This window comes from Fulvivirga sp. AWR4_260 (assembly GCF_056158185.1).
Map to the genome: position 1 here is coordinate 1,178,742 of NZ_JBSWSU010000001.1, position 20,435 is coordinate 1,199,176.

Sequence of the window (20,435 nt, forward strand, 5' to 3'; positions counted from 1 at the left end):
ATGTTCAAATGTTTTACACTTTTGTTAATTACAATAAATATTAAAATAGCTGGTGCATATATTCATTGCTTCATGCAAAGTATAAATAAAAAAAGCCCGCTGGATTTTTTCTCCAGCGGGCTTTTTGTGATAATTATTGTTGTTAGTCTTGGCTACCAAATACTTTTTGTAAAATGTCAGTTACACGGGCGAGAGGATCTTCTCTAATTGCCTTCTCTTCTCCAGCTATTTTTAAGAATAGTCCATCTAGGGCTTTACCTGTGGCGTGTTCAGCTAAAGTGTTGCTAGTTACTTTGTCTAATCTTTTATCTGGGTTTAAGATGTTGGCAATATTGTACGCGTCTACACCAGTATTATAAGTCTTTATTAATGTACTGTAAAGTTCTTCTGTACTGAGATCAACCCCACTAACAATGTTCTTGTTCAGCACGGGTTTTATTATTCCACTAAAATTAGACAAAAGTCTATTGTAGGTCTTGCCTTTTAAATAGTGTGTGGCAGCCGTATCAGTGCCGGTTAATATAGTAAGGCCATCAGTGATACTCATGGTGGTGATAGCATCTTTAAATATTGTTTTGGTAGAGTCTAGCGCTGCTGACTCTTCTGCCGCACGGTTCATGCTTTCTATCGTTTGATCGATATACACTTGAAGCAAATCGCCTGCAAAGGGAGCCACTTTATTTACATTTTCTAAAATAGGCTGAGCTTCGTTTGGAAGTAAAATTTTTACCGCCTCATCTTTTAGGTAGCCATTAGTGCGGCTAAGTAAGGAGGTAGAAGTATCTGTGCCAACAGTCAGAGCTTCTTTTAGCCCAGCTACTATTTCGCTTTCCGATAGGTTGGGGCCTAATACATCATCCAAATCATCACAAGAAACTAAATATATCATTGATAGAAATGAAAGCCCGTAGATAATTGCTTTTTTCATTATAAGTTAATTTTTTAGTTGATGAAGTTAGTTAAGTCAGGTTGTGTTTATAAACATCTGCTTCTCAAACACCATGCCTCTTTAGTATACTTTAATGAATACCTCAGGTAACCTTGATGCGATTACCTAAGTTCATCATTAGTATTTTGTCTTATTTAAAATTGTTTTACAGAAATGGTATAATCGTATAGCAATTAATGGTCAGATGACCCAAGATAGTCAAAGAGCACTTTTTTCCACTCAGGTTTACTGGTGATGTCTAAAAGGCTTACATTAATTTCTTCTTTTCTTTGGCTCAATTCAGGTAGTGCTATTCCGTAATAGAAAGGTCTGAATACACCTGGTAGCAATTCTATATTTTTACTTTCTCCTTGTCTAATAAGGTATTGTAAAATAGGTGCATCATAAACCACCGCATCTACTTTATCTTTTTCAAGAGCCTTTATGGCGTCTTCAATATGCTCAAAGCCGATAAAATTTATTTCTTTACTGGTAAGGTAATTGGCGCTGCTGGATCCCTTTACAGTGGCTACACTCACATTGTCTAAGTCTTCTGGCCCTTTAATTTTGGTAGCCAGTTGGTCTACGGTTAGTGCTGAGGTGATGGCTGCAGTAAAACCAGAAATTATGATAATAGCTGCAAACATCCACACAAACCCTATAATTCTGCCGAGAAATGTAACAGGAGCTTTATCGCCATAGCCTACGGTGGTCATAGTTACAGCAGACCACCAGAAACCGGCACCTATCCCTTGCCATGGCTTGCCTCCAAACTGTTCTTGGTTTTTCTTACGCTCTACTAGCCATAATAGTGTGCCTATTAAAAATAGTAGAATTACTAATGCACCCACAATTTGAAAAAACTGCAGAGAAAAGAAGCGTTGCATTACATCTAGGTAGCTGCTTTCTTGTTTTTGAGTTGCTATGGTGAGGCCTGTAGTGAAATAGGGGAGCGAAAAGTCAAATGCCTGTTCGCGTTCTTTGCTAATGGTGATGGCTGCTATTCCGGCATCTAAATTTTTACCCTTTACATTATTTAACAGTCCGTTGAGGTCATATTCTTTAAATTGGTACTGATAATGAAGAGATTTTGCTAGTTCTTTCCAAAGGTAAATGCTGATTCCAGTCCACTGGCCATCAGCATTTTTCATAGCAAAAGGAGCGGCTTCTTTAACACCTACTGTCAGCACCTGCATTTGAGTAGTGCTGTCGGTAGGTGTCTCTGGTTTGACTTGGCCTAAGCCAATCGTTACAATTATTAAAAAGGTAAGACTGTACCGTTTTAGGCGGCTGTCTCTCATAGTCTATATTATTTTACTTGGTCAATTTGTTCGTTTGCTGTTTCTTCAGCAGACTTAATTTTATCCTCCAAGTTAGTTTTAATTCTATTATCTTCTACTTTTTCTGCTGCTTTTCCGAATAAGCCATCAAAGAACTTAAATAAGAAGAAGGTAGGCTCTTTGTGTTCTTTCAAGTCAGGAAGCTCTATCAGTAAAAGGCCTCGCATAGCTTTTTTCCCTTTATGCTTTAGTTTATAGTATCCGTAAAGATCAAGGTCGTTTACTGTTTTTCTTCTTCTCTTCTTTTTATAGTAGGTAGGGAACTGTGTCAAGAAAGATGTTCCTTGTACATAATACATGCTGCCGTTATGAATTTTTTCTTTGGTTCTTGGAGGGCGGGTTATAAATGTGCCTACCGTTTCGTCTTCTATTACAGTCAAAATCCACGAGTTGAAATATTTAAATGCATAAACATCATAGGCCACACAATTTTGTGTAGTACCAAAGTAACTAACATCAAGGGCTTGAAACCTTTCTTTAATTTCATTTCTTAATGCAGAACTATCTGCTTCTTGAGCGTATACTAGCTGTTGAGTAGCTATATAACTTAAGGCTAGGAAGAATAATAACTTTAAATTCATAAAAGACAATTTTTAAATCCGGTCGCTAACTTATGGATAAATTTTTTAATTCCTTATTTTGTGAATATATTGCTTAATAATTTAACTTTGTACAGCAAATATAAGATGTTTTATAATTTTATATCCGATAAAAAAAGATAGAAATAATTTTCTTCTTAAAATAAGTGGTTTTATTTTAGCGCAGATTAAAATTATTAAAACTTTTTTTCAATATTCGTGTTACAGAAACTTTTACATCACAGAATCTTCATATAAATTGAGCCCCTTCAATTTAGAGGGTGCTGATATTCAGATGTGAGTAAAAGCATTGGAAAAATTTATTCTTAGGAAAATATTAAAATATACTATTTATATGCGAGTACTTCTTCCTTTTGTCTTTATCCTATGTTTCTTCTCTACTGCGTGGAGTCAGGAGAAGAACGTTCCTGAGGATATCATTAAAGGTAGGATCAATGACTTGATCGAAAAGAATAAGAAGAAAGACGATCAGAAAAAAAAGCCAAAACCTACTATAGAAGATAATGCTATTAATGCAGATAGTATTCCCCCTTCTCCAGAAAACCCTAAAGACACGCAAGCTTTATTGGATTCACTAATGGAAGTGAATGCCGCTGATAATTATGGCGAAGCTGAAGGAGGAGGAGAGCAAGGCTTTATTGATACTGTATACTTTAAAAACAGAGTGCAGTCAGTAAAAAGAAGAAAGCCTAATAAAAATTATAGAACAGAAGAAGATTGGGATAAATACTACCTGCTTACTAGTAATAATGCATATAAAAAAGAACATGTTTTAGATAGTACTACAAAAGTTTTTGGTTGGCACCCTTACTGGATGGGGAGCGCGTACAAAAGCTATAACTTTTCATTGCTTTCTGCAGTAGCTTATTTTTCTTACGAAATAGAACCTACTACAGGTGATTATAAGACCATCCATGATTGGAAAACTACTGCGTTAGTAGATTCTGCACATCAGCATGGTACTAAAGTATTATTAAGTGCTACTAACTTTGGTGCAGTAAACAACTCTGTTTTTCTTTCAAGCCCAGCCGCGCAGCGAACTTTCATTTCAACACTAATCACTTTATTAAGAGAACGAGGTGCTGATGGTGTGAATATTGATTTTGAAAGTATACCTAGTAGCAGGTCTGAAGAGTTTACAAATTTTATTATCGATTTATCGAGTAGTTTAAGATCTGCCAGAAAAGATTATTGGATTACATTGGCTGTGCCTCCTATAGATTTTGATCATGTATTTGACTTTGCTCAGTTGAATAAGCATGTTGACTTATATATTATGATGGGCTATGAGTTTTACGGAGCTAACAGTAAAGTGGCTGGCCCGGTGTCTCCGTTAAATAGTGGACAAACTTGGTGGGACTATAACTTGCAAAATGCAGTAGATGAATACCTTGTAAGTGGTGCACCTTCAAAGAAATTTTTATTGGGTCTCCCTTATTATGGTGCAGAGTGGGAAACGGTAGACCTTAAATTTCCCTCAAAGGTTAAGCGTTTTATACGCTACCCTATGTATAGGAATATTAGAAAAGAGCATGGGGATTTGCCTTGTTGTGAAGATGATATCAGTAGTAGTAAATTTTATGTGTACCGCGATAATCAAAATAATTACAGGCAATTGTGGTATGAAGATAGTTTGACCTTGGGTAAAAAATATGACTGGGTTAAAGAGAAGAAACTAGGAGGGATAGGTATCTGGGCATTAGGTTATGATAATGGTTATTCTGACCTATGGAAATTGCTTGGGGCTAAATTTGCATTATCTCCTGAACAATTACAAGAAGCTAAAACCAGCGCTGTTAGAAGTCGATTTTCGTGGAGAAGATGGGTGGGGCTAGTGATGCGAGTAATGCGCAACCCTAATTATCTCTTGAGAAATCCTAGGCCTTTATTCTCAATATTCGGTGCTGTGTTTGGTGTAAGTGTAATAGGCTTTTTTGTATTGTACAGATACGGGTGCCGATTTAAAAGAATGTTTAATATAGTGCTAAAGGGTGGCCTTATTCTTCTAATAATAGTTTTAGTGGCTTTGATTCTTTTGGCGATGCAATACACTGGTCCTAAGGAGATTATATATCTTTTGGGCGGATTTATTATTGGAGCAATAATATTTTTATGGATAAGTAAGCAATTTTTAACAGAAAAGGACTTGCCTTAAGGTGATATTATAACTTTTTTATTAAAAATTATTAGCATTCTTTAAGAATGTTCGCTATACTTGGAACGCAATAAGTAAAAACAAAAAATACTGTAAGTGTTATTCTATTTTTTTAACTAAGAATTATGATTTATTCGGCAGTATCCATTATATCGGAATTAGCAAATGATTACATCTCGGCCAGGTTCGGTCAATCTGAAGAGAAGGTAATTATTTCTAACATTGTTAACCCAGATGGGTCAGCAGCCGTAACCGAACCAGATAAAATTATTTTAAGCTTAGTTAACCTGCAGCAAGAAACTGTAGGACATAAGAATAGCACCGCTTTTTCTAATAAGCCAGTTAATATGAATCTGTATTTACTTTTTTCAGCTTCATTTAACGATGGTAATTATGCCGAGGGCTTAAGATATTTGTCAGCTATTATCAGCTTTTTTCAGGCAAACAAGGTATTAAACCATAGGAATACGCCTGAACTAGATAATAGCATTGATAAGCTAACTTTTGAGATAGTAAATCAGGATTTGCAAAACCAAAGTCACCTTTGGGGTGCCATTGGTGCAAAGTATCTGCCCTCTATACTATATAAAGTAAGAATGGTTACTTTCCAGGAAGGACTTCTTACAAATAATGATGTGCCGTTTTCTGGCTTTGGCTCGAACTTATAGTAGAAATGATTGATCTTAGTTTTCAGTTTAAAAAGTTTATGTCCGTCACTGTAGACCATGAGTACTACTCGGGGCGTGCTGGTAGAGACCTTAAATTCTTGCCAACGCGTGCTACGGTACTGGAGCTAAACAAAATGGGCTTTATCTTCAGACAAGACGATGAAGGCTTACACATCTTATACGATGTTGAAAAAAATGAAATACTTAAGTATAAGCTTGAGAATGCTAACTTCTCTTTTTCATTTTGGCTGGTAACTAATAATATATACTTCAGAAATTTTACTGAATTACCTACAGAGTTTAGAGACAGCATTATTTATCTGAAAAATGAGCATAAGAAAAAAGATGGCGATTACCATCTGCTGCATGAGGCCGAGTTTGTAAGTGCTGAAGATGTATATGCTGTAAAGCCCAATTATTTTGATTACTACATTGGTGATGTGAAGAAGGGCACATTGAAATTAGAAGGTGATAATGGTCGAGTATACGAAAAAGACATTGCGCAAGAAGTTTCAGATAGCACTAAATTTAGCTCTATAGCTGATGGTAGGTATCGCGTATATCTAAATAATAAAGAAAAGGAAAAGTTCATAACCATTTCTGAAGGCTTGAAACAGCCACCTTTAGCATTAATAGATATAGACTTAGACCAGGCATTTAAGAAAGAAATTTTTAAATGCTTAGATGCAGGTGAGTCATTACCTACTTATAAATTTAAATTAAAATTCAAACCTCGCTACACTTTCTGGAAGTACATGGTAGTGGCCAAGTACATTAAAGACTTAAAAGACACAACAGTATTTAGCGAGAATAAAGAAATTTCTTTTGCTGGGCCGGTAGAAGAAAAGTTAGTCAACGGCCAAAAAGCTTTCGCTTTTAGTTCAAAAGTGGCTTTACCCATGATGGAATTTTCCGATTATCATTTTCAGTTGAGAAAGAAAAACGGAGGAGGATCATCCAATAAAGTATTGGTAAGAAGGTTGCCCGTTCCACCTATCGAATCGATTAGGCCGGAAAGCAGAGAAGCCAATGCTAAAATCTATTCTGAGATATTAATCTATGTATAAAGTAAATCAATTTTAAACAATCGACTATGGCACAAACCTTAGCTACCCCAGGCGTTTATATTGAAGAGAAGAACGCCTTCCCAAATTCAGTAGCGGGCATACCTACGGCAGTACCGGCATTTGTTGGGTATACAGAGAAAGCACGTAGAGATGGTCAATCTTTGATCAACATGCCTGTACGTATCAGTTCATTAACTGAATACCACAACATTTTCGGTAGAGGTACAAAAGCAACCTTTAACATTAAATCAGCTTCTGGTTCAGAAGACTTTGATGTAGAAGTAGCAGGAAAAGGATACAAAGTTGTTCCTGATTCATCATCTCGTTTTCTTTTGTATGATAGCATAAGATTATTCTTTGCTAACGGAGGTGGAAGTTGTTACATCGTATCTGTAGGTACTTACACTACATCTACAACTACAACATCTACTCCTTCATCTTCTGATTCTAAAGGTGGAAACAAAGGAAATGACTCTAAACCTACGCCAGTAACTACTACTACTAACAAAGCTAATACTATTTCTAAGAAAGCTTTAGCTGATGGTATTCAGTCTTTAATTGGTGAAGATGAGCCTACAATGCTTGTTATCCCTGAATCAGTAATGTTATCTGAAGGTGATTGTTATTCTTTACAACAAGAAATGCTTACGCACTGTGGATTCAAAATGAAGAGTCGATTTGCAATTCTTGATGTTTACAACGGAACTAAAACTAGAACTTATGATGCTAATGATGTTATCACTAAGTTCCGTGAAGGTGTTGGTTCTAACTTCTTAGCTTACGGTGCTGCTTATTACCCTTGGGTTTATACTAGCGTAGTTGAGAACGAAGAAATCGACTTCAAAAACATCTCTAACTTAGAGGTATTACAAGATGTGATTTCTAAAGAAGCTGACGAGTTAGCAGTAACTCCTAAGAAAGCTGAAGAAATTAAAACTGAAGTTAAAAAATTAACTGCGTCTGATGTAGATGTAGATGGTTTATCTCAAACTTTAGGTGTTGTGAGCCCTGCATTCAAAAAAGTAATGTCTGGTATCCGTACTCACCTTAACATCCTTCCTCCTTCTGCTGCTATGGCAGGTATCTACTCTATGGTAGATGGCGAAAGAGGTGTGTGGAAAGCTCCTGCTAACGTAAGCGTTAACAGTGTAATTTCACCAGTAGTAAAATTAACTCACGATGATCAGGAAGACTTGAACGTTACCGTAACAGGTAAATCAGTAAATGCTATCCGTTCATTCGTAGGTGAAGGTACTAAAGTATGGGGTGCGAGAACATTAGACGGTAATAGCCAAGATTGGAGATATATCAACGTTAGAAGAACTATTACTTTCGTTGAGCAATCAATTAAATCTGCTGCTAAAGCTTATGTTTATGAGCCAAATAGCTCTGGTACTTGGGTATTAGTAAGAAGTATGATTTCATCTTTCCTTAATGATATCTGGAGACAAGGTGGTTTAGTAGGTTTAACTCCTGCTGAGGCATTTGATGTACAAGTGGGAATAGGATCTACAATGACTCCTAATGACGTACTTGACGGAATAATGAGAATTACGGTTAAAGTTGCTGTAGCAAGACCTGCCGAATTTATCGTTATTACATTCCAGCAAAAAATGCAGGAATCATAAAATTCATACCGGTTTAATTAATTTAGAATAACACATAATAAAATAGATTATGGCAGAAGAATTATGGCCAGTACCTAAGTTTCATTTTACAGTAGAATGGGATGGTATAGATGTTGGTTTCCAGGAAGTAACTGGATTAGAAATGGAAACCCAATTTATTGAGTACAGATCAGGTGATGATCCATCGCTAGTAACTCAAAAAATTCCTGGCTTGAAAAAACATGGCAACATTACACTTAAAAAAGGTGTGTTTGCTGGAGATCATGCTTTCTATGATTGGTTTATTGATGTTCAAGCTAATCCTGATAGAAGAGAAACAGTAACTATTTCTTTATTAGATGAAGAAAATAGCCCTGTTGTTACTTGGCAAGTGCTAAACGCTTTCCCTGTGAAAATATCAGGTCCTGATTTGAAATCTGATGCTAACGAAGTAGCTATCGAATCTATCGAATTAGCTCACGAAGGTATCGTTCAACAATAAAAGTCTAAAGATATATGGATTTGATGTATCCTATTCCTGGTTATAGCTTTCAAGTGAGTTTCGAAGGAGAAACTTCTAAATATGATGCTAATTTTCAAGAGATATCAGGAATATCTTATGAAATTCCAACAGAAGACTATTATGAAGGTGGGGAGAACCGGTTTACGCACCGGTTACCCCAACCTTTAAAATACCCTAATTTAGTTCTAAAAAGAGGTGTAGTAAATACGTCTTCAGCTTTTTTTGATTGGATTAAATCTATATATGAAATTGGTTATGCTGATTTTGTTGAGACAAGGAACATAATTGTTAAACTTACTCAAGCAAGAAGAACAAAAAGTAAAGATTCTAACGGTTTCAAAGATTATAAAGACGTCTTAAAAACGTGGACATTTGTGAATGCATATCCTGTAAAGAGAGAAATTTCAGGATTGGCCGCTGAAAAAAGTGAACTTCTTGTGGAGTCAATTGAATTATCATACCAGTATTTTGAAGAGGATAACTAGTTGCTATGCCAATAGAAATTAAGGAGTTGGTTATCAGAATGACAGTCAACGATGATCGAAATAAATCGGCAGTTAATAATGCATTAAACGATACAGAGTTGGCCTCTTTGGAAAGGCGACTGGTAGATAAGTGTGTAAATAAAGTGATGAAACAATTTAAAGTACAGAGGGAAAGATAATAATGGCGCAGATAATTGGTCGTTCTGGCTCTAAATCTACATTAAAGAAAATGGAGATTAGGGGATATCGAGATTATAAATTAAGTGGTGCTATGGGACCTGTAATGAAGGTTATGTTTAATCCTAGTACTATTGCGCACTCTCATGCTATTAATTATAATTCTGAGCAACCACCAGATTCAATAAATTCAGAGACTAGTTTCAAAAATGTGCAACCTGAAACGCTCAGTTTCGAGTTACTATTTGATGGTACCGGTGCCAACGGTGTTAAGAAGGTGGTTGAAAGTATGATTGAAGAATTTAAGCTTCATACATATTATTACATTGGAGATTCCCACCAACCCCCTATTGTTTCAATTAGCTGGGGTAAATTACATTTTAAAGGTCGGTTAACCTCGCTAGACATTACGCACACAATGTTTGCTCCTGAAGGCTATTCTTTAAGAGCTAAAGCTAAAGTTAGTTTTTCTAGTGGAGAGGACACCAAAACTCAGGCAAAAAAGAAGTCTACTTCATCTCCTGATATGAGTCATATTATCGTATTTCAGGAAGGAGACAATTTGCCTAGATTGTGTGAAAAAATTTATGGACCAGGTAGCCACTATTTACAAGTAGCTAGAGTAAATAATTTAGTAGATTTTAGGAACATTGCGGCAGGAACGGAATTAATCTTTCCTCCTATAAAGAAGTAATATATGGCAGAAACTCCTCTTAATAAAGAAACTTTACCTTCGCATTCTATACTCGTTGATGGTAGTGAAATCCCCAATCACTATGGATGTATGTCTATACGCGTTAATCGCTCCTTAAATAAAGTTGCATACGCAACTATTGAATTTTTGGAAGGAGGAAGTTCTGAAGAAGAGAAGTTTGAAATTAGTGATGGAGGACTTTTCGACCCAGGTAATAAGGTTACTATTAAAGCTGGGTATGAGTTTAACGAGGAAGCGATATTTGAAGGCCTTATTATTAAACAGAGTTTGTCCGTAGATAAAGACGGTAGGCCTAATGTTATAGTAGAGTGCAAGGATGAAGCTATTAAACTCACTGTTGGTAGAAAAAATTCTGTTTTTTATGAAAAAACGGATAGTGATATAATTAGAGAAGTTGTTAATCAATATGGCCTTGATATAGACATTGATGATACTTCTGTAAATCACAAAGAAATTATTCAGCATTATTCAAATGACTGGGATTTTATTTTACTTCGGTCCGAATTAAATGGCTTATACGTAACTACTGAAGATAGTAAACTATCTATCAAAAAGCCTGTAATAGAAGAGGCTGTGCTTACTGTTGGTTACGGTACAGGGCTTATTAGTTTTAATGGAGACATAGATGCCCGAAAACAATATAAAAATGTAGTTTCTCATTCTTGGGATATGGACTCGCAACAAGTATTAGATGCAAGTGGTGAAGTCGAAGTATCAGTTTCTCAAGGAGATTTGTCAGGCAAAAAGCTGGCTGAAGTAATAGGCTTGGAAGAGTATGTGCAGCAGAGCTCAGCTAATATGGATGAGTCTATGTTAAAAACATGGTCTTCTTCAAAAATGACCCGAGCTGAATTATCCAGAATCACAGGTACTTTAGTTATAAGAGGTAATTCAAAAGTAAAACCAGGCAAACAGATTGAAATCCAAGGATTGAGCAAGCATTTCAATGGAAATGCATTTATTGGAGGCGTAATGCATGTGCTGGAAGAAGGAGGCTGGGAAACGGAGATACAGGTAGGTATACCTGAAAATGCATATTCAGAGGAAGCTTTTTCTGTGGAAGCTCCAGGAGCTTCTGGAATGGTTCCACCAATTAAGGGCTTACACATAGGCTTGGTAAAAAAAATTGATGAAGATCCAGATGGAAACTATAGAGTTCAAGTAGCCATTCCCACCCTAAAAAAGGATAACATGCCTGTATGGGCCAGGTTATCTAATTTTTACTCAACTAATGAAGCAGGTGTATTCTTTTACCCTGAAATTAATGATGAAGTAATAGTAGGATTTTTAAATGAAGATCCTCAATATCCTATAATTCTAGGTTCAGTTTATAGTAAGGCTATTAAACCTAAATATATGCCTGAAGCTGAAAATGGCATCAAGTCTATTTTCACGAAGGGTGAACTAGAAATCCAATTTAACGATACAGATAAAATATTAACTATTCATACGCCTGGCGAGAATAGTGTGATATTAGACGATAAAAATAAAACCATTACCGTTGAAGATGTTGCTAATAAAAATAAAGTAGTAATGTCTAGTAGTGGTATTTCTATGGAAGCAGAAAAAGATATTTCTTTGAAAGCAAATGGAAATATAATTTTAGAGGCAGCGAGTAATATACAAATGAAAGCTACAAAAGACTTTACTGCAGAAGGAATGAATGTGAGTTTGAAGGGAAATACGAAGTTTGCAGCAGAAGGTACACAAGCAGAGCTTAAAGGTTCTGCCACTACAACGATTAAGGGAGCAATGGTTCAAATAAATTAATAATTATGCCACCAGCAGCAAGAATAACAGATATGCATGTTTGTCCGATGGTGACAGGTACAGTGCCTCATGTTGGAGGGCCTATTGTTGGTCCATCTGTACCAAATGTTATGATTGGCGGAATGCCCGCATCTGTAGTTGGTGACATGGCAGTATGCACAGGTCCACCAGACTCTATAGTGAAGGGGTCTGCAACTGTTATGATAGGGGGAAAGCCCGCAGTAAGAGTTGGAGATTCTACAGCGCATGGTGGTACAGTGACTGGGCCTGGGTGCCCTACCGTAATGATAGGAGGTTAAAAACAAGCTAAATGAAACAGAGAAAGTCATTTTTAGGGATAGGATGGAAGTTTCCTCCCACTTTTGATAAAAAAACAGGTAGTGTAGTTTTAGTTTCTGAAGAAGAAGATATTAGAGAAAGTTTATTAATAATATTAACTACAAAACCGGGAGAAAGAGTCATGTTACCTGATTTTGGTTGTGATTTAGGTTTTGCACAGTTTGAACCCATTAGTACTACATTAATTAGTCAAATATCTAGCAAAATTGAATATGCAGTTTTGTACTATGAACCTAGAATAATTTTGGATGATATAGTGGTAGATACATCTAGAGAAATTGATGGGTTGCTCATGATAGAACTTATCTATACCATTAGAAAAACCAATAAGAGGAGCAACATGGTTTATCCTTACTATATAATAGAAGGTACTGATGTGAACTTTAAGCCTAAAACCGATTGATATCTAACAATTGGACAATCTGAACCAATATGGAGACCAAACTTTTTAAAAATATAGGCACTAGCCAATTTAGTAGACAATTTGAAGCTCTTGATCCTGAGTATGTTAAAATTGACGAGCGTTCTTTTGAAGATTTGTTAGTTTTTACTTCGGGCTTGTCAAAATTTGTTAATTTTTTTAACACCCAAAAGCAAGTAGAGGGAGATTGGTCATTTTTCTTTTCTGATGAAACAGTAATTTTAGCTTCTATTATAGATTCTGAACCGGTTGCGATGGAAGAGCGGTTTAAGAATTTTATCTATAAAACGCAGTTATATAAAAGACCAGAGCGAAAAGCTAAATATTTAAAGAAGTGTTTTGAAGAGATATATTCCATTGCTCACAAATTTGAGGAATGGTATGATAGATTAAGATCTGTTGAGCAATTTACAATGGCTCAGATCAGTATAAGAAATGAAATTAGTAATGCAATTTCTTCTAAGCTTAGCGACTCTTTAAAGCAGTTAAAGTCTTTAACTGTAGCTGTTAATCGTTTTGAGGCATTACAACATAAGGTAGATCATGACTTTGCTTTGTTTAGTGACTTGTGGGAGTTAGAAGAGGAAGATGAAATTACCGAGTTGGAAGGCTCGTCTGAGGCAGAACAGTTAGATTCAGCTGTAAATCAGTTGCAGCAGATTTTTCAAGGTTTTTACGAAACGTTGTTATACCTCAAGTCCAAAACTCCAGACTATTTAAAACAGTCATTGGAAAGTGACATCCATTACCCCGAAATAGCATTGTTTATTGCATTTTTGAAATTGTTTGAAAATGTTCAGGGCAATATAAATCAATTGACAAGAAGGCATGTTGAGTTTTATTATTCTCAAGTATTAAGACAGCTGCCTAAGCCTCCTATTTTTGATAGGGTTTACTTGCAGTTCAATTTAGATGATGGAGCTCGTTTTGCACAGGTGAAAACCGGAACGGCTTTTATTGGAGAAAGAGATGAGCGAGGTAATGATATGCTTTATTTGGCTGATGAGGAATTATTAGTAAATAAGGCTAAAATACAGCAAGTAAAGACAGTCTTTGTTGATAATAGACTGCTGAATATAAAAGGGAAAGAGCAAAAACTAGTAGGAAATGTACTAAAGGCAGAGCTTCCCATTAAATCAGGCATGAGCACTCTTGATAATGGAGAGGGAAGAACTTCTTATGCTATCTTTGGAGAGGATCAGCATGGCAAGGGTACTGACGAGAAAACCATGCAAAATGCTGATATGGGTTTTGCCATTGCCTCGCCTAGTTTATTCTTAAAAGAAGGTTTTAGAGAGGTTGAAGTCGTATTCCAATTCGATGAGAGATCATACAAGGGTTTTGGTAATTATTTAAAAGACTTAAGTATTCTTAATGAGAATAGCGTTAATGAAGTCTTTATAAAGATATTTTTAGAATCATTTAACCTATATGTTACATCTAGTAAAGGATGGCACAAGGTTAATCAGCATGTGGTTATTAAAGATGATGATCATTTTAGACTCAAAATAAACTTTGATTTGACCACAACGGAGCCTTCGATTGTTGGTTTTGATTCTTCAATTCATGAGGGAAGTTTTCAATCTGAGCTTCCATTAATTAAGTTTATGCTTAATAGTAACTCTTATGTTTATCCATATTCTTTATTAGCGAATATGGAAATTGAGCAAGTAACTTTTAATACTAAGGTTAGTGGTTTTAAGAGCTTAGAGTTACATAATAATATTGGTCAGTTAAACCCTAATACTCCATTTCTACCCTTTGGGCCTATGCCTAAGGCGGGATCCTATTTTATAGTTGGTAGTAATGAAGTATTCAATAAGTCTTTAGATGATTTAAAGATTAACATAGAATGGTTTGACTTACCACCACACAAAAGTGGTTTTGCAGGTCATTATGCAGAATATAATCTGGATATAGATAACGCTTCTTTTGAGACAAAACTCTCAGTGCTAGATGGTGGAAGGTGGAAACCTGTGGATGACGATGAGAGGCAATCATTTAAATTGTTTAGGACTATTGATAACGGACCAGAGAAGAAGCCTAGCCCGCAAGGTACTTTGTTGTCTAAGACTATCATGTCTGGTATTGATATCAAGAACATTAAACAATCTCCTAAGTACGATGCCATTACAGAAGATTTAGAGTATACTAATCATACCAGTAGAGGTTTTATAAAGCTTGATTTGGTGGATCCTAGATATGCTTTTGCGCATGATATTTATCCTTCTATTCTTTCAGAAGTTACTATTGATAATGCACGTGGAGGTTTATTAAAGAATAAGGAAAAAAGTAAAAAACTTTTACCTCAGGCTCCATATGCTCCACAGATACAAACTATTTCTTTAGATTATAGTGCTTCTTCTACACTCTCATTAGTAGAGCATTCTAAGAAATCTGATAGTGATAATAGAGGGCAGTTCTTCTATATTCATCCTTTTGGACAAAACATGGTTTATCCAAATAGCAATAAGCAGAGAACATACTTATTGCCAGATTATAATTATGAGGGTAGTTTATTGCTAGGATTTTCGGATTTGAAACCACCTCAATTAGTAAATGTACTTTTTGAGATGATTGATGAATACACTGTATCATCTGAAGAGAATCCTCCAGAAATTGAGTGGAGTTATTTAGTAAACGATGAATGGTATGTACTGGCTCCTTCAAAAATATTAAGAGACGATACAAACAGGTTCTTAAAAACAGGAATAATTACTTTGGAAGTACCAGCTGAGATAAGTACTGGTAATACTATTTTAGATCCTAAATTATTCTGGCTAAGAGCTACTGTACTAGATAATATAGATACCGCATCCAATTTATTAAGCGTAGGTACGCAGGTGATAACGGCTACTCTAGCTCCTAATAGCAATATTGGTGGGGAGCACCTGAAGAGGCCGATGCCTTCTTATACCATATCTAGGTCGGTTAATAATATTGAAGGTATACAAAATATTAGACAGCCGCTACCTTCTTTTTTGGGTAGACCATCAGAAGAGCCGATGCAATTTTATACTCGTATTGGAGAAAGGTTACACCACAAAAGCAGAGCTGTAAGTGCTTGGGATTTTGAGAGAATTATTCTAGAGAAATTCGATGAACTATATAAAGTAACATGCTTGCCAAATATGACTAGTGAGTATTTAGATGCTCCTGGAAATGTGTTGATAGTGGTTACTCCACATGCAAGATTTTCTGCTAGTCCAGACGAACCAATGGCTAGTAGTGAGCTATTACACGAGATTAAATCATATATTCAACAGTTTACATCACCGTTTGTAAAACTAGAAGTTAGAAACCCTCACTATGAAAGAATAAAAATTATATGTGCGGTGAAGTTTACAGATGGTTTTAATTATGGTTTTTATATTCAAAAGCTTAATGAGCAGATTAATAAATACTTAACGGGTACACTACTTTCTCAAAATAGAAAGGTAGAACTTGGAGGTACAATTCATAGCTCTGATATATTAAGTTTTATGCGTACTTTGCCTTACGTGAACTTTATCACGAAGTTCTCTATGTTGCAAGTAGCTCGTGACTTTAGAGGAAATTATCAATTGATAGATACTGCCAGAGATGGAGAAGCAAAATCTTCATTAAGCGCAACTAAACCGTGGTCAGTGTTAGTGCCGGCACCAGTTCATCAGATTTCTGTTCTTGTAGAGCGTTCTGAACAGAGAAGTAGACAAGCTGGTATTGACTACTTAGAACTAGGTCATGACTTCATTATTGGAGAATAATAGAAATTAGTAGATAGACTTAAATTACCTAATACCGAATATACATGCCATTACAGAATAGGGATACGTTAAAAAACTTTTTCAAAAAAGGGAATTTACCTGCAGAATCTCATTTTTACGATCTTATAGATTCCATGATTAACCGTGTGGATGATGGAATGTCTAAAACATTAGAAGAAGGTTTGATGCTTTCTCCTATTGGTACTTCAGAGAAGCTAATGAGTTTCTATAAAAGTGTGGAAGATAAAAGTCCGGCATGGAGTATTAATATAAACCGAGGAGATTCTAACCTACATATCAATAATCATTTAGGTGATAGTGTAATGACTTTCTGTGATGAAGGTAAAGTAGGTATTAACAATACAAATCCTAATCATGAGCTAGACGTTAATGGTGTAGTAGGAATGCGCGGGCGTATAGGTACAGAATATTCTGGTAAAATACTGGCAGATGGCAACTGGCATCCAATATTAACAGAATTAAATGGCTGCCATGCATTAGAAATTGTAGCCGGTGTGGGTAAAAAGAAAACGGGTAAGTATGCATTGATTTATGCCAATGCATTAAGCACATTTGGTAAGAGTAAAAATAAAATTAAGATCATTCAGGCTCATTATGGCGTGAGATGTAATATGATTAAACTCAGATGGACTGGAGACACTTATAACTATAACCTGGAAATGAGTACAAGATGTAGTTATGGAGGTAATTATTATGTGAAATATCATATCTCACAGCTCTGGTTTGATCAATTTATGGATGAAAGTTTAGAGCAGGAATAGAAAAGGTGTTTTAGATGAAGGAGATACATTTCAAAATTTCAGTAGAAGAAGGAAATCTAATTTTTAAAGGCCTTAGTAAGTTGCCTTTTGAAGATGTATATGAGTTAATAGGCAAATTGAATGAGCAAGCAAATGCTCAATTAAAGGGCGGAGCATCTTCTCCAAATCATACTGGAAAACCCTCTACCAATGGAGGTGGAAAGTTTGATGACTTTCTTCAGTAATTTTTAGTTCTAATTAATTAACCTACAAGTTCTTATGGAACAGCCTTTATATATTAACGACAAAAAGCCCGATAATAAGGCAATGGATTATGATTACCTTCGAGCTGAAGGTATTAGACTTGTTCAAAGTTTGACAGGTGCTTTTTGGACTGATTATAATGAACACGACCCAGGTGTTACCATTTTAGAGCAACTATGCTTCGCTATTACAGATTTGGCTTATAGGACCGATTTTGATATTCAGGATCACCTTTATAATGATGCTAATGATGATAGCTCTTTTTTTGGGCCAGATCAGATTTTACCTTGTAATGCACTTACTATAAATGATTATAGGAAGTTGCTGTTTGATTCTGTTTTTGAAATTAAGAACGTATGGTTAATACCTACTGATAATGATACCAATTCTATTAACGGGTTATACAAAATTTTACTCGATGTAGATGAGAATATAAAGGATAAAAAGGAGCGTCAAAAGATATTAAATAAAGCGAAACTCGTTTATTTAAATAATAGAAATATCTGTGAAGACATTGAGCAGATAAAAATTCTGGATCATTTGCCTGTGTCTATTCATGCTGATGTAGAGGTCGATGGCTCAATAAGCCCCGAAAAAGTGTTGGCAAAAATTCTCTACTTGGTAGATGAATACCTTTGTCCTGAAATGAGGTTCTATTCACTTGAAGAGTTGTTAGAAAGTGGATATGATTTGAAAGACATTTTTAATGGACCGTTATTAAAACATGGTTTTGTAAAAACTGAAGAGTTACCTCCAAAACCCGATAAGATTCTCATCTCTGAGATAATGAAGATTATTATGCAGGTTGAGGGCGTATCTAGTGTTAAAAACCTCAAACTGCTGGTTGGAGATCAGGAGTATGAAAACCAAATTGATATTTCAGAATATCAATTACCAAAACTTATCATTGATGACTCTCAAAAAACTATAAACTTTTTTAAAGGAGTGGTTAACTACTCTTTAGTAGATCAAAAAATAGTGAAGCGTGTGCTCAACGAAATGAAGTCTGCTAATAGAAGGGTATATAGGTTAAGTGAAGAGCACATAGAAATACCTCAAGGAAATAAGATAGAAGTTGAGAACTACTATTCTATTCAAAACCAATTTCCTATCAATTATGGTATTGGAGAAGAAGGTGTGCCTCACTCACCATCTATCAAAAGACAAGCTCAAGCCTTACAGTTAAAAGGTTATTTGATGCTATTTGAGCAAATATTGGCTAACTACTTATCTCAGCTTGCTAATAGTAAAAAGTTATTGGCAATTAAGAGTGATATAAAACAAACCTATTTCTATCAGCAGCTAGATAATATTCCTAATGTTAAGGCATTATACAAAGAAAAGCCGGGAGGTTTAACCGATGGTGAAATATTAAGCCCTAATAGCTATGCCACCAGTTATCAGGAAGGGTTGCCTCAGTTAATTGATGAAAGTGATGATTTCAACGATCGAAGAAACAGGCTTCTGGATTATTTACTAGCCATTCATGGAGAAGAATTTTCACAAACTGCCATGATGCAGTTTAATTATTACTTCACTGATGATGAGTACCAGAAATATCTTGTTGATAATAAAACACGATTTTTAGAATTTTTACCATTTATTAATAAAAACAGAGCACGTGGTTTCAATTACATGGATACTCCAGATACACCTGGGAATATCTCTGGCTTGGAAGTGAAGCTATCTGTTTTAATGGGGTTAAGAGCCTACTCCTTAAAAGAGTCTGGAGATAATAAAATGTATGTTAAAAATTCGTTTTTAGAACATTTTACTTCATCAGGCCTTACTTTAACAAAGGATAAAAAGACTAGAAAAACCAAAAAAGGTAAAGAGGTAACTAAAAAAGAGAGCAAACAAGCTGTATCACAAGAGCTGATTGACAAATTTTTTGACTATGTGGATGAAGATGAAATCACAATGTCAAAATATAGCCAATCATATACTGATGAGTTGCTTAAAAAAGTAAATATCTTTTCTGACAAGCGTTTAAGTGAAGGCTTTCTTAGAGAAGGCTTGGAAATAGAAAATTTCCAGGTGGGCCATCCTGATGGTGAAAAAGAGGCATATTTGGTATTTAAATCTCCAAGCCAAGAAGAATGGCTAGAAATGGGAAGATACACTACTACCGAAGATGCTGCAGTGGCTGGTATTGCTCTTACGCAGTTCTTAAGAGACATGAACTTAAAAAGCGAAGGCTTACACTTCGTAGAACATAACCTGTTAAGGCCTCCTGTTACTGATAGAAAATTTGGTCTATATTTATTAGATGAATATGGAAACAGAATATTAAGTAGTGCAAAGCAGTACACCTATGAGGAACGTCTAAAAATTATGGGGGAATTAAAGCCTCATTTAGCCTCTTACGATAACTATTCTGTAGAAATAACATCAACGAAAGACTTCGAAATCCATTTTAAAACCCCAGATGGAAAAATTAAAATGGTAAGTGTTATCGCTCGTGCTTCTGTGGAAGAGACTCACGCTCAATTAGAGCAACTCTTTGCATATTTATCTGATGGAGATGTAATTACTCCATACGAGAAGAAAGTAGGCTTTTATATAAGAAATACAAAAGATGGCCCTTTAGTGCCTGAAGATTTTTATACTTATAGAGCTACTATTTTATTTCCTGCTTGGACAGCCAGGTTTAACAATAAAGAATTTAGGTCAATAGCCGAAGAAATCGTTTTTGTTAATCAATCAGCCAGCATGGCATCTGTTTTACATTGGTTGGAGATTGATGTGATGGGAGAGTTTGAAAGCAAATACTACGCGTGGTTAGAGGCAAAGCGTATAGAAGATACCCCTAAAGAGAAGTTAGATGAGGCAACTGATGAATTAACAAGATTCTTAATTCAGCTTTAAAA

Annotated in this window: 18 protein-coding genes; 15 read left to right on the plus strand and 3 right to left on the minus strand. The window is 35.5% G+C overall.

All coding sequences use genetic code 11. The features are described 5' to 3' along the window. Positions 1-142: 142 nt before the first annotated feature. The 3 genes from ACXACQ_RS05025 to ACXACQ_RS05035 all read right to left on the minus strand — a co-directional run bounded on the left by ACXACQ_RS05025 (position 143) and on the right by ACXACQ_RS05035 (position 2,849). Positions 143-928 (minus strand): DUF4197 domain-containing protein, encoded by a 786-nt coding sequence (locus tag ACXACQ_RS05025; RefSeq protein ID WP_474974838.1) that lies wholly within the window; start codon positions 926-928, stop codon positions 143-145. Positions 929-1,122: 194 nt separating this feature from the next. Continuing rightward, positions 1,123-2,229 (minus strand): transporter substrate-binding domain-containing protein, encoded by a 1,107-nt coding sequence (locus ACXACQ_RS05030; protein WP_474974839.1) that lies wholly within the window; start codon positions 2,227-2,229, stop codon positions 1,123-1,125. A gap of 8 nt (positions 2,230-2,237) precedes the next feature. Next, positions 2,238-2,849, minus strand: coding sequence for a hypothetical protein (locus ACXACQ_RS05035; RefSeq protein WP_474974840.1), 612 nt, complete (start codon positions 2,847-2,849; stop codon positions 2,238-2,240). A gap of 352 nt (positions 2,850-3,201) precedes the next feature. Here ACXACQ_RS05035 and ACXACQ_RS05040 point away from each other — a divergent pair, with 352 nt between their 5' ends. From ACXACQ_RS05040 to ACXACQ_RS05110, 15 genes are all read left to right on the plus strand, one after another. Continuing rightward, positions 3,202-5,022 (plus strand): glycosyl hydrolase family 18 protein, encoded by a 1,821-nt coding sequence (locus tag ACXACQ_RS05040; RefSeq protein ID WP_474974841.1) that lies wholly within the window; start codon positions 3,202-3,204, stop codon positions 5,020-5,022. 125 nt (positions 5,023-5,147) lie between these two features. After that, positions 5,148-5,690 (plus strand): Pvc16 family protein, encoded by a 543-nt coding sequence (locus ACXACQ_RS05045; protein WP_474974842.1) that lies wholly within the window; start codon positions 5,148-5,150, stop codon positions 5,688-5,690. 5 nt (positions 5,691-5,695) lie between these two features. After that, complete coding sequence (locus ACXACQ_RS05050) at positions 5,696-6,757, plus strand: hypothetical protein (RefSeq protein ID WP_474974843.1); 1,062 nt, start codon at positions 5,696-5,698, stop codon at positions 6,755-6,757. Positions 6,758-6,783: 26 nt separating this feature from the next. Continuing rightward, positions 6,784-8,385 carry a phage tail sheath family protein gene (locus ACXACQ_RS05055; protein ID WP_474974844.1) on the plus strand — a complete coding sequence of 534 codons (1,602 nt, stop codon included), beginning with the start codon at positions 6,784-6,786 and terminating at the stop codon, positions 8,383-8,385. Positions 8,386-8,434: 49 nt separating this feature from the next. Then, the gene (locus ACXACQ_RS05060; protein WP_474974845.1) at positions 8,435-8,866 is read left to right on the plus strand and encodes a phage tail protein; all 432 of its coding nucleotides are present in this window, start codon (positions 8,435-8,437) and stop codon (positions 8,864-8,866) included. A gap of 14 nt (positions 8,867-8,880) precedes the next feature. After that, on the plus strand, positions 8,881-9,372 hold the full coding sequence (locus ACXACQ_RS05065) for a phage tail protein (RefSeq protein WP_474974846.1): 492 nt from the start codon (positions 8,881-8,883) through the stop codon (positions 9,370-9,372). Between the two features lie 5 nt (positions 9,373-9,377). Further along, complete coding sequence (locus ACXACQ_RS05070) at positions 9,378-9,551, plus strand: DUF5908 family protein (RefSeq protein ID WP_474974847.1); 174 nt, start codon at positions 9,378-9,380, stop codon at positions 9,549-9,551. A 2-nt stretch (positions 9,552-9,553) separates the two neighbouring features. After that, complete coding sequence (locus ACXACQ_RS05075; protein WP_474974848.1) at positions 9,554-10,243, plus strand: CIS tube protein; 690 nt, start codon at positions 9,554-9,556, stop codon at positions 10,241-10,243. A gap of 3 nt (positions 10,244-10,246) precedes the next feature. Next, the gene (vgrG, locus tag ACXACQ_RS05080; protein WP_474974849.1) at positions 10,247-12,034 is read left to right on the plus strand and encodes a type VI secretion system tip protein VgrG; all 1,788 of its coding nucleotides are present in this window, start codon (positions 10,247-10,249) and stop codon (positions 12,032-12,034) included. Between the two features lie 5 nt (positions 12,035-12,039). After that, positions 12,040-12,333 (plus strand): PAAR domain-containing protein, encoded by a 294-nt coding sequence (locus ACXACQ_RS05085; protein WP_474974850.1) that lies wholly within the window; start codon positions 12,040-12,042, stop codon positions 12,331-12,333. 11 nt (positions 12,334-12,344) lie between these two features. Further along, positions 12,345-12,776 (plus strand): GPW/gp25 family protein, encoded by a 432-nt coding sequence (locus ACXACQ_RS05090; RefSeq protein ID WP_474974851.1) that lies wholly within the window; start codon positions 12,345-12,347, stop codon positions 12,774-12,776. Positions 12,777-12,805: 29 nt separating this feature from the next. Then, positions 12,806-16,540, plus strand: a complete 3,735-nt coding sequence (locus ACXACQ_RS05095) for a hypothetical protein (RefSeq protein ID WP_474974852.1) — start codon at positions 12,806-12,808, stop codon at positions 16,538-16,540. A gap of 44 nt (positions 16,541-16,584) precedes the next feature. Beyond that, positions 16,585-17,322, plus strand: a complete 738-nt coding sequence (locus ACXACQ_RS05100; RefSeq protein WP_474974853.1) for an adhesin — start codon at positions 16,585-16,587, stop codon at positions 17,320-17,322. A gap of 14 nt (positions 17,323-17,336) precedes the next feature. Beyond that, positions 17,337-17,546, plus strand: a complete 210-nt coding sequence (locus tag ACXACQ_RS05105; protein ID WP_474974854.1) for a hypothetical protein — start codon at positions 17,337-17,339, stop codon at positions 17,544-17,546. A 34-nt stretch (positions 17,547-17,580) separates the two neighbouring features. After that, on the plus strand, positions 17,581-20,433 hold the full coding sequence (locus ACXACQ_RS05110; RefSeq protein ID WP_474974855.1) for a hypothetical protein: 2,853 nt from the start codon (positions 17,581-17,583) through the stop codon (positions 20,431-20,433). Positions 20,434-20,435 lie beyond the last annotated feature (2 nt).